Below are 12,072 nucleotides of genomic sequence, written 5' to 3'. Positions count from 1 at the left end.
ACAAAATTCCTACTCTAGTGATTTTTCTTAATTATTCAGGTAACCTTTTAAAGACTACATTTTTTTCTTGTTCCTAAGAAAAATCTCAAAATAGAGGTCTATTGACATAGTATCTTTTCAAAGCTTCTCATATGCTTTCAAAATTTGGAAACAAAGGTTACCTGAATATCAAAATAATTATCAATCGGAATGAATTTGGTGAAACTTTTCATCCACAAATAAAGAGTGTAATTTATTAAGTCAGGAGCTAGAAATTTTATATTGAATCTGGATCTGCCTTTTGGTCTTATAAAATAAATAAAGTGATTCAATAATTGATTTTTCTAGAGTCCCTTCTTTATCCAGAGTGAGAACATCAATTTTGAAGGTTAATTCTATAAATCCTTCGATCCACTCTAAAGCTTCGTTTGGTGAATATTTGCTATGATATCGGAACAAAGCATCACAAATGATTTCAGCATAAATCTTAACCCTTAAAATTTTTATTATTCTCAAATGTTCTTCTTCTTCTTTGTTGACGTTTTCAAAATAATTTTTAAATTCATCAAACATTGTATTACAGTTTATTACCTCTTTTTGGGAAGAGTTTTTTGAAGGAAGATATTTCGAACTAGCAACTCCATAGTACATTAAGTGAAAAGAGGTGTCTGTGTTCAGAATTTCGATATTCTTGTGTCCTTCCGCTAATTCTAACGCACTTTCCTCATCACCCAGCTCTGTAAGAGCGTAGAGAGCACAAACGTCAACAAAGCTATCTGTTGTGAGATTTCTGAATGCACGAATCAACTTTTTAGTTCGATCAACATCTTTCATTCGACTCTTTTCTAATTGGCCGAGCAAATAAATACAGTTTGAGGTTATTCTTACACAATCTTCATCAATTTTAAAAATATTGCGGTAAATAATCTTGACTAAATTATCATAAATTTTGTCAAACTTGTCGGATTCCAATGCTCTAAAGCGATACTGGAGCATAATTTGTCGTCCAGCACAATTATTTACAGCCAATAATCTTGAGTTACCTTTTTCATCCGACAAATACCCAACAATTCTTTTTGATAAAAGTACTTCCTTATAGAGATCATGCTTAAATAAGATATCAGCCTTTTCTCCGTAAATGATACTTCCATACGTTTTTTCCAAATAATCTGAAATGTGTTCTAACTCTTTTAATTCCTTTATTAAATACTCATAAGTGGCTTTCTCTCCTTTAGTTATTTTATAGGCAATTAAGTACGCAAGATCCATCCAGGAAGCAAGTAATTGATCTAACTCACTTTTTTCCACAGATCTGCTTTCGTATGTATCACTGAATTTACCTCTGATTTCATGTTGAGCAACGAACTCCAAATAACGATCACAGAAATCTACAATACATAATTCTTTATTTTCAGACTTTTCTCTTTGTTTCAGCATTGCATCTAAAACACATGCGGATATTGTACAATCCATAGTCCCATTTAACAATGTTTCCATAATTTCGTCTTTCAAAGATAAAATCAGAGTATCAAATTGCACCCCATTTCGCTCTTTTAACAGCGCCCCCAATAAGTTTTCAAATAGGTTTTTTCCCGCTTCTATATTAATAGGTAATAGAGTGTATCTCGTAAATTCTTCTAAATATATTAAGTGAGAATTTGAATAATAGAGTTCGTGCCATTCTTTGCGCACTGAAATAATTAATTTCAGATTTCCAGGATACCTTCTGATCTTTTGAAATAGAAGTTCCAATTTGGCAAGATCTTTTTGATTTCCTTGATCGAGACCATCAAGATAAAGAGTAATATTAGTGTTATGTAGGTTAAACAAATCTGTCGGTGCATGTATATCATTCGCAACCATTTCATCCCAGACTAAACTATCAACGTCTAAAACATTGTCCAACGTTGCGATTTTGTTTTTTAAACTAATGAATAAAGGAATATCTCGATTATTTTCTAGACTATTGTTGTCAATACATTTTGCAACATGTTTGCTGAATAAATCGACCATTGTGAACGTTTTTCCGTCACTTCCTGATCCAATTATCAGTACTTTCTTTTCCTCGTAAATTTGATCCTGCTTTACTATCTTTCCTGAATCGTCTTTAAATTCTCTTTCAACTAAAAGCCCGCGACCATCCATAAACTTATAACTTATCTGTGGTCCAACCCTGAGTTCTTCTTGCAATTTCGAAGCTTGTTTTTCGGCAAGTTGCCTCAAGAAAATAGGTGTTAAACCTTTTATTGCATTAATTATTTTTTGTTTAAGTTCTTCTTCACCTTTTTCATCATCTAAATCATCATAAACATATTTTTCCCCTTTCCAATTTTGGTAGAGTTCTTTCTTGTTCATGCCTGTGTCCTTTTTCATGCCGGTGGTGATTTCATTTATGAAAAAGAATAGTTTAGGATCTTGAACATGGTTGCTTTTTTCCCAGTGTTTCTCAATATAATCCATATTCTTTTTGATGGATTCTTTATTTTCCCCATTTTGAGAAACAACTCGAAAATGACGTTCACGAATGTTATATCCATATTCTTTATATGTATTATAATCAATAAATACAATAGTTGGAATACATAGTTCTTTAGCAGTTCTATATTCGGCATGAGTGACTGAAATTTCGAAACACCAGTCATTTTCCGAACTTATTTCCCAACAAACATCGGGTTGAAATTTACCACCATACCGGCGATTTATAAAAAAAATCGCAATGTTGCAGGTAGATAAGGCATATACACACGTTTTATGCGTGTGAGCTTCATCTATCCCAAAGTCAGCTGTTTTAGTAAAACGGAGAATATCTACGTTTCCACCTAGATCTATGGATTTTATGATCTTATCTAAATTTTCTTGATCATCTTTTGTGCCAAAAATACCAATCCTACATTTTCTCTGATATGTAGACATTTACGATTCCACCTGAAAATTTGGATCTATAGACTCTCTATTAGTTACAGCTTAAAGGTTCTATTTTTTTTCCTAAGAAACATTTAGACTCTTGGTGAATCATTTGAAATGAGGAAAAACTAGGTCAAACAGAACTTAACCCTAAAATTTCAATACCTTTATCCATAAAGTTGCAAATGAAATCATAAATTTCAGCGCCCTAGTGTCGTGTCAATCCTCAAGGATTGAACAATTCTAAATAGTTGTAGCCGATTTTATACGAGATTTTACTGTTGACACGACACTAGTGACCACATGATTGAATCGTGCTTAAAGTGAATGACACTAAAATGGATATTCAAATTATACTCATCAAGCTTTAAAATCAAGAATTTTTGCCTCATAATGCAAAGTAATAACCCGACATAATTTTTAAAACCACATCTGGCGAGTATAAATCTTCATTTTTTAGAAGCTTCCTTTCGAAGTCTCAGGAATAAGATTTATGAATATTTTATAGATTCTGATGCCTCTATGATTCAGATTTTCTTTTAATAATCTATTAAACGTTATTTGACCTTCAAAGACCTTGAAGTTCGCGCGAGAAATATTCTCTTGGCCAAATATACATCCCAATGCAATCTAGATGATTTGTCAGATATAGTCGATTTGATCTCCGGCTAGATTAAATTTCATAAGCCACAACTGCGAAGTCAAGTCCTTTCCCCAGACCTAGACAACACATTCCTTCATCGCTTTCCACAAAATTTGAGGCTACAAGAAAACTGATTTTTTCATAGATAAGTGATTTATTGAAGAACTTGTTAACTTCAATGTTCAGAGGTTTGTAATCAGTTCCAAAATAGAGTGATTTTTAATTTTACGTCTATCAATACATTTTGAAACAAAGTCTATTTGGAGGGACAAGAATAAATCCATTGGATTGAATCTATCGGATAGTTTAGAAAACCTTTGCAGTTATCATAATTTTCCAATTAATTTAAGAAACTATTAATTATAGCTATAAAGTTTTCCATTTTATCACAATAGTTAATAACTCAGTTTTACAGTATCCACTAATAGTACTGAATATTTCTCACATTTCTTAACTATAGTTAAGTGCCTAGAAAATTTAACTTAAACCCATCGTCTGCAAGTTTTCAATCCATCTCTTTGAAAAGCTGAGTCTTGAAGATAAACCCCTAAAACTTCTATTTATTGAAGCCCTAATTTGTTTCTTGTCTACTATGAATTTTTTGAAATGACTTTCTTAATAATCAAATGAATTCTGGGATTCTTCGTCCCTTATCTTCAAACAGGTGCATACAATGGATTTTGATATCTCTACACGATTAGATGCATCTTCGACACCTATACGATTATAAGGATATATTATAAAGAGTAATCTCGTTAGGATTTTAGCTTCCTTTTCTGATTTTATATTATTAAATACTCGTGACTCAGTACCAAAATCCAGTGATGAATGTAATATTAAAAATCACTGAATTTTATAATTGATTATAATTCTTGTGATAAGATTTTTGGATCGAAGTCTTTAGATCTCGAATATTGATTTTGATTAAAGATCGGATTCTTCTTGCGAATTCAGAATTTCAATCAAGAAATGCAAAAATCACTAGATTTTGGAACAGAATCGAACTCGTTATATAGGAGATATTTTTTAACAAGGATATTTCTTTGCCGCCCATAAAACTGAACATATATTTTTTAGTTTTATACATACAGTGCTTAACTACAATTACGTGTACCTGCTAAACATAGGCTACATTTTTCCGTTCTTTCCCTCCAAACAAATAATTACCGGAAAGACAGATAATTATTCAGAAAATTAATTTTAACAGGGGTTTATGGAGAAATGGAAAGAGAACTTAAGTTCGCAACTAAATGCGTGCATGCAGGAGAAAAGCCAGACCGGGTCTTCGGGGCGCACACGACTCCTATCTTTCAGACTTCAACCTTTATTTTTGAGAATGTTGAACAGGGGGCTGCCAGATTTGCAGGAGAGGAAGTCGGGTATGTATACGCAAGAATTCCTCCGAACACACCTACACATGCGGTCCTTGCCGAAAAGGTTGCTGTGCTTGAGGGCGGGGAGGCGGGACAGACCTTTGCTTCGGGAATGGCTGCAATAACTGCAGTTGTGCTCACTACCCTTAAACAGGGAGACCACCTGATCTCAACGGATGTAGTGTACGGCTGCACCTACAGCCTTTTTTCAGAGGTTCTGCCCGGGCTCGGGATAGATGTCAGTTTTGTTGATACATCCGATATAGAAAATGTGAGGGCAGCCTTTAAACCGGAAACTAAAATGGTCTTTCTGGAAACACCTGCCAATCCCACAATAACTGTCTGTGACATCAGGGAAATTGCCAGGCTTGCAAGAGCACAGGGAGCCATCTGCGTCGCAGACAATACCTTTGCCACGCCTTATTTCCAGAAGCCTCTTCTACTCGGGGCGGACGTTTCCCTCAGCAGCTGTACAAAATACATAGGCGGGCACGCAGATCTGCTTGGCGGGGTCGTTGTAGGAAGCAGGGATTTTATGAAAAGCCTGGCAAAGGTTGTCGGATATACAGGCGGGATCATGGGCCCGCACGAAGCCTGGCTCTGCATCAGAGGGCTTAAGACCCTGCACATCCGGATGGAAAGGCATGCTGAAAACGCCATGAAGGTTGCGAGCTTCCTCGAGTCCCACCCCGCAGTAGTATGGGTAAGGTATCCCGGGCTTTCAAGCCACCCCCAGCACGAGGTCGTAAAAAAACAGATGAGCGGATACGGGGGAATGCTCTCTTTTGAGATCCGGGGCGGAATTGAAGCCGGGCGCAGGCTTATGAACAGCGTCAGGCTCTGTTCCCTTGCAGTCAGTCTCGGGGCAACTGATACCCTTATCCAGCATCCTGCTTCCATGACCCATGCCTGTATCCCCAGTCAAATAAGAAATAAGGTCGGAATTAAAGACGGACTTGTCAGGCTGTCTGTGGGAATTGAGGACCCTGAGGATATAATTGCAGACCTTGAACAGGCCCTTTCAAAAACTTAATGCTGGACAGGAAGAGGATTTCACCTGTTTTATTTTTGGAACCCGACAAGGTATATTTGCCGCTGGAGTAATCTATTAGCTGCAACATTAAGAGAATTAAACAAGACCAGACAAACCTTAAGCTAAGTCAAAAGACTGAGAACCGCAAGAATAAAACCGTAAATTGAAATCCGGGGGGAATTTCATATGAAAGCACTTGTATTCGGAGCCGATGGTTTTGAAGATACGGAACTTTTCTACCCTTACCACCGTTTGAAAGAAGAAGGAATAACCACACATGTTGCCTCTATGAAGAGGGGACCGATAACAGGAAAGCACGGGTATGAAATCAATGCTGACATCGCCTTTAAGGATGTAAACCCTGCAGATTATGACATCCTTGTGATATCCGGTGGAAAAGGGCCCGAAAAAATGAGGCTCGATAAAGATGCCCTTGAGATCGTAAAACACTTTTTCAAGGAAAACAAACCCGTTGCTGCAATCTGCCACGGTCCCCAGGTTCTTGTTTCGGCAGGCGTTATAAAAGGCAGGAAAGCCACCTGCTGGATAGGGATAAGGGACGACATAATAGCTGCAGGCGCGCTTTACGAAGACAATGAGGTTGTAGTGGACGGAAATTTGGTATCATCAAGAAACCCCGGAGACCTTTTTGCTTTTGGAAGGGAAATGATCAAATTGCTGAAATAATGAAAAATAATATACCTGTAATAAGTTCACTTCGTAACTTAACACCTACGGAACGTGGGGAAGAGCCTGTGGACTTGTGGGGATTGCTCCGGGGAATAAAGCAGGAAGCCCCTTCCTCAAAAATCTGAACCGTCACGCGAAGATTTTAGGGAGGGGGAGTTCACTACTTCAGCAGACATCAAACTATTGAGGTGAACAAATGCCAGCAAGAAAAGTAAAGAATGATAATAAAGAAAAAGAATTAATGGAAAAGCTAGAACCAATAGAAAAGGAAGAAGATACAATAGAGCAAATAGACATCGAAGAGGAACCGACTGAAAGTAAAAAGCGCAGATAAACGGCATGTTCCTGGATCAAGCTTTGAATATGGACAGCTTGCTTATCCACATCTCATTTAACTTTTCTATTTTCTCATCCTTAATGTGCAGCTGGTCCTTTGACAGGCAAGGCCTTCACGCCTGTCATCTTTTTGTCCTGAAATTAAATTGTCGGACAGCTTTTTAGGATGGGTTATTGACTTCCCGCCCTCTCTAAATATAAAATATTTATGCAATTTGTTGTTCCAGGAGATTTTTTAGGATCAATAATGCTTGTTAGATCCCTATAATACTTGTTAAATTTGTAGCTGGTGGATTTTTTCAACTTTGAACCTTCCATCCCCTGGCAGTTAAATTATTTGCATGTGCTATTCCTGTTCTTGACGGTGCAGCATTTCCAGTTAGATCCAGAGACCCATCAGTAGTATCATAAGAATCCAGTGTTTGGAGCACACCATCTACTGCTTCTTGATTTAATAAATTATTACTGGCATTTAAATTAAGTAAACCAGGGTCATTGGAAATATCCAAACTTGTGAGGTTATTATTATAAATATACACAGTACCGTCTCTACCAGCAGGGAAACAACCAGAAAAATTCGCAGAAGTATAATGATTATTGGCTGAGAGAACACTTTTCAAATTTGTAGAAGTCAGGTGCAAAGTACCGCTTTGACTATCGTTCCAGATATAAAAGTCTTTAAGAATTGGAAACTGATTGACAGGGAACGTGCTGGTCATCTGTGGGTTATCTCTAACACATATATGCCACATATGAGCCCCTGTATTACCCCAATTTATTGTATATGTTGAACTTTTCTGAGATGCTCCACGAAGATCAGCCAGAGAAGGAGCTTCTGATAGATCAAGATAAGAAATATTGCAATTTTCGAGGCAAAGCCTGGTCAGAGCTGGAACGTGACTGAGTCTGATGGTAGCCAATGATGTACAATAAAAACACTCAATCGTATGCAGTGCCGTGAAGTTACTGAAATCCAGCACAGTTATTGGATTATAACTCGAAGCCCATACCTGGAGGGATGGTGCAACATTTTCTAAACCAGTAACAGCTATTACATTCTGTCGTTCTAAATATTCTATTGTACTGGGACCTGGAGTTACTCCACCATCTGAACCATCATAACCTATATTGATTTTAGTTACTGCACTCCATGGTGTTACTACCAAAGTGTTTGTTCTTGTCCCCTCTGACCCAAAATTTACAGTCGGAGAAGGAGAATCAGATGTCGAACCATCACCAAATACCCATTGAATTTTAGGATTACCTGTAACTGTGATGATTGGTGAAAATGATGAACCAGTAGTAACAAATGTAATATTTGCTTCAGGTGTTGGAGGTATCACCTTTGTATTTGGACTGGAGCTTAAAATATTCGTATCTGAGTCTAAACTCGTAAATCCCAGAGTATAAACAAATAAAATAATAATGGCTAACAATCCTACAAATTTAATCCCAGAAATGCTGTGGGGGAACCGCATAACAGACACCCAAATATTATTTACGTTGAAATTGTTTTTTCTGAAAATTTACATTATATTTGAATAAAAGCCTATCCGAAAAGTCCCGCTGCTCCGAATGTTATCCATGCGCACGCTAAATTTATCGTATTCCAGTAGACCGGATTTCCACATTTTCTCAAATAAGCCTTTTTTGCCATTCCTGAAATCTGTCATGTACATTACCTGAAGCTCCATAACATCTTGACAATGCTTTCCATTGGCAGCCAACAAAGGAGATAAAAAATACCATTCAGTATTTTTCTATCATCTTTTCTCTATCATCTTTTCTAGATCTTCCAGGCTTCTTTTTTGGCTTAGGGAATAACAGTAATGGTTCGATTTGGTCCCAGAATTCGTCAGAGATCTAGTAATAGTGTAGTGTCCGTTTTTTCGTGTTGCCACTACTAAACATTATCTTGCATCGCAATTCTTCTACTTTTCAGATAGGCTTTAAGTGAGCTTAGGAGACACACAACTTTTACCAAATGTTTAAACCCACTAGCATAAAAATATTTTCATTTTAACCTATTTTTTAAAGTATCTGAATAAAAGATTATTTATCTAACAGCAGAACTTTCAAAGACGGTACAAGACAAAGAAGATCTTATTTCAGGTATATTTACTGACAAATAAATGTTAGGTGCTCCCCGATTAATTAGTTAATATTTTTCCGAAATGACTTCAAATTGCATATTTCGCTCTTTCTTTTCACGCGCCGCGCAAGTCTTGATCCCGTCTGCGTACAGTAGATCAAAACGAAATCAATAGCCGTACTGGAACTTTAATACCAAAACATCAATCATATAGCAGGGGACGACTAAATGTTAAATTATGGAATAAAATTAGCCCTTTTAGAAGTTTCGTATCTTAACTGAATCCAAATAAAAAAGATTAAGGACCTCATTATCTGGGAAAATAAATGTATGAACTGCAGAAAAACTTTTGATAAAAGGGAAACCTGCCTCATCTGTGGCTTTCCTCTTAAAAAAAGAGGAAATTATAAAAGAGTCAATCTTAAGCTGAAAAAAAGATATAATGCTTGATAGTATATACTGTCTTAATTTAGAGACCCCGGAAATACAGCAGGATAAAAATTTCAGGTGGGAATGAAAGCATGAAGGATATAGAAGATTTAATCCAGAAAGCTGTGGAACTGCAGAGTAACGGGCTTATTACCGCCCAGATAGCCGATGAACTCAACGTTTCTAGAGAAACGGTTACCTGGCTTTTAACCCGTTCGAAAAAAGAAGAAATAACCCCTGCTCCAAAAGATATTGCTGTAAACTTGAACAGTATAGGGAAAAGTGCTAAACGTCTCCACAACATCTCGCTTGCACTCTGCGACATGGTGCTTGAGACCCTGGAAAAGACAAACACCGAGGTAGAAGTGGTTGTTGGCATTGCTGGCAATGGTATTCCCCTGGCAAGCATGATGGCATATGAACTGGGTGCAGATTTAGCGATTTATCATCGTAAAGGACAGGATATCGTTCATACAGCCCACAGAGGGACCATAAGCAGAAATTTTGGATCCGTTGCCGGTAAAAACTGCGTTATCGTGGATGATGTTATTACCACCGGTTCAACCAGTATGGAAGTGATTGAACAGCTAGGTGAAATGGATGCAAAACCAAGAGTTGTAGCGGTACTGGTCGACAAAAAGGGTGCAGATACAATCTCTAATGTTCCAATTCAGTCTCTTGTAAAAATTGTACGTTTGGACTGAAAAATACCTGGGGCTCGTTACGAAATAACTTCGGCAACACATATTATTTTGGAACAAAATCAATGAGGTGCTTACGAAAATAGTTAAGCACAGTGTTAAAATGGACATACGTTATTTCGCATCGGATCCTCAGAAAGTCATCCTGTGCCTGAAGAGTTTGTCATCCTATGGGTGAGACTAAGGACTCGTCACAGAATAACCTCTGCATCTTTCCGATTTGACATCTTGATTTTCAAGATCAAGGTCGCCAATCAAAGTTACAATAAATAATAAGTTGCATAGGTAATTTCGTTGCGGGTACTAAGACAAGGTCTTCAAGCCAAATATAAATATCTATCCTTATCCTGAGCGAGAGCTTTAGCCTTTGTACATGGTTTTCAGGTATTGTACATGACTTTCAGGTATATGTGTGTGGTTAAGGATCAGGATAGAATAATTTATATTTATCCTCAAAAAAGAAGTAATTCAATTAGAGTTCTGGTTTTCCGGGTTTGAACATAACACAAGAGTACACTCTGTACCGGTGTAGAAGCTGGCGCAATTGTCCGTCATTTCAAGCACATCAACACGCTGGTAATACATCTTCTCAGATAGTTTATACTTATCTGTCCATAGAGTATTCAAAAGGAACGTATATACCCTGGCAGGATCTTTATGGATGATAAAATAAGCCTGTACTGCATCAAAATATTCTTTTGATTGTATTTTTTGCACAGTTAATCCCTATCTTTCATTAAACTGTTCAAATAAATAACTTTGGGTAAGACAAATAGCTATGGTGAGAGGTCGTTTTTTAATAGTACCATTTTAAAACGGCACAGTTTATCATGTAATTATAACAGTAGGCTTAGTTCTCTTAGTATCCGCTGGATTTTTCTTTATTGCTTTTTTGTTCTCCCGAAAACCCATATTTTTAATCACAACGGCAGACGGACAGGAACATCATTTTGATTTGAAAGGCCTGGATTCGGAGAGAATTTCAAGAGACCTGGTGATCGGGATTAGAAATGCCGAAAAAAAACATTTTGAACACAGAAACTAACTTTTAAAATTCCAGGCATACATTCTGAAAAGTCAAGACAAAAGTCCAGATAATTACTTTTTGTTTTTTTTTAAATAGTTTAATTTTTGATTAATGAGCCCCGCTCATCCATTTCATATATAAGGTTTCCAGAAAACCGAATAGAAGCCTGGATTAATAAAGCTAGTGTAAAATAATTAAACGGTTATTTTTTGAAGTAAAACGTGTCGATAAATCAAAAGAACTATATACAGTGGAGGCATATCATACAGTATCAGATATACTACATTGCGGTGGCATGTAAAAATAAGAGAGTAAACAAAGAGTGGGGACTCATGACAAGAAATCATCTTTCCAGCACCAGAATAACAAATATTAAACGTAATGCATGTTCTCGGTTAAGGCCTGTATCAAGAATATGTTTCCTTTCACGACTGATTCGGAGCAGACCGGTTTCAGAGGAAAAAAATTCGATTTCCACCAAAAATAAGACGCTTGATTCAAAAATCCCTCAAAAAGAACATTACGATACTGTAGTGCGCAAAACTGTAGCTTTTTATTTGCATTCCATGATAAGGATAAAGGCTACAGATAATGAGGGAAACTCTATTGAAGTCACATACTAATTGATTAAAAGCCCTGGAAAGTGCCGTGAAGGATAAAAACAAAATTTAAACATCCTGGTAATTTGTCACGCCCGAGTTTCGCTTCGGCACCCGAATTGCGCCTCGGGAGTACGCGGTCCTTTTCGCTGCGCTCAAGAGGACTGAGTTATAGATTTTAGCAGTGAGTTTAGCTCAAGAGAACTAAATTACGATTTCTTTAACCCGTACAACCTTATTCGCCGTACAGTGTCGTTTTTGTCACG

Annotated in this window: 7 protein-coding genes and 1 pseudogene; 4 read left to right on the top strand and 4 right to left on the bottom strand. The window is 37.0% G+C overall.

Translation table 11 applies throughout. From position 1 onward, the window contains the following. Window positions 1-240 precede the first annotated feature (240 nt). Entirely contained in the window at window positions 241-2,892 is a 2,652-nt protein-coding gene (locus tag PHF18_RS10610; RefSeq protein WP_300102321.1) for a hypothetical protein, read from the bottom strand. Window positions 2,893-4,747: 1,855 nt separating this feature from the next. On the opposite strand from PHF18_RS10610, the gene PHF18_RS10605 reads away from it, so the two are divergent. The 3 genes from PHF18_RS10605 to PHF18_RS10595 all read left to right on the top strand — a co-directional run bounded on the left by PHF18_RS10605 (window position 4,748) and on the right by PHF18_RS10595 (window position 6,956). After that, on the top strand, window positions 4,748-5,932 hold the full coding sequence (locus PHF18_RS10605) for a PLP-dependent aspartate aminotransferase family protein (protein WP_300102317.1): 1,185 nt from the start codon (window positions 4,748-4,750) through the stop codon (window positions 5,930-5,932). Window positions 5,933-6,118: 186 nt separating this feature from the next. Further along, window positions 6,119-6,619 (top strand): type 1 glutamine amidotransferase domain-containing protein, encoded by a 501-nt coding sequence (locus PHF18_RS10600; protein ID WP_300102314.1) that lies wholly within the window; start codon window positions 6,119-6,121, stop codon window positions 6,617-6,619. Window positions 6,620-6,818: 199 nt separating this feature from the next. Further along, window positions 6,819-6,956, top strand: a complete 138-nt coding sequence (locus PHF18_RS10595) for a hypothetical protein (RefSeq protein WP_300102311.1) — start codon at window positions 6,819-6,821, stop codon at window positions 6,954-6,956. Window positions 6,957-7,257: 301 nt separating this feature from the next. On the opposite strand, the gene PHF18_RS10590 is transcribed toward PHF18_RS10595, so the two are convergent. Both PHF18_RS10590 and PHF18_RS10585 read right to left on the bottom strand, forming a co-directional pair. Beyond that, a complete protein-coding gene (locus PHF18_RS10590; protein WP_300102308.1) occupies window positions 7,258-8,436 on the bottom strand; it encodes a hypothetical protein in 1,179 nt (392 codons plus the stop codon). A gap of 126 nt (window positions 8,437-8,562) precedes the next feature. Continuing rightward, a pseudogene (locus PHF18_RS10585) lies at window positions 8,563-8,821 on the bottom strand (transposase); the annotation flags it as partial. A 750-nt stretch (window positions 8,822-9,571) separates the two neighbouring features. Between PHF18_RS10585 and PHF18_RS10580 the strand changes: the two are divergent. Beyond that, window positions 9,572-10,183 carry an orotate phosphoribosyltransferase-like protein gene (locus PHF18_RS10580; protein ID WP_300102305.1) on the top strand — a complete coding sequence of 204 codons (612 nt, stop codon included), beginning with the start codon at window positions 9,572-9,574 and terminating at the stop codon, window positions 10,181-10,183. A 465-nt stretch (window positions 10,184-10,648) separates the two neighbouring features. Here the strand turns inward: PHF18_RS10580 and PHF18_RS10575 are convergent, their stop codons facing one another. Further along, the gene (locus PHF18_RS10575; protein WP_300102302.1) at window positions 10,649-10,897 is read right to left on the bottom strand and encodes a hypothetical protein; all 249 of its coding nucleotides are present in this window, start codon (window positions 10,895-10,897) and stop codon (window positions 10,649-10,651) included. Window positions 10,898-12,072 lie beyond the last annotated feature (1,175 nt).

This window comes from Methanosarcina sp. (assembly GCF_028693135.1).
Classification (GTDB): Archaea; Halobacteriota; Methanosarcinia; order Methanosarcinales; family Methanosarcinaceae; genus Methanosarcina.
The sequence above is the reverse complement of the archived record's forward strand: the minus strand, read 5'-3'. Positions and strand labels throughout refer to the sequence as shown.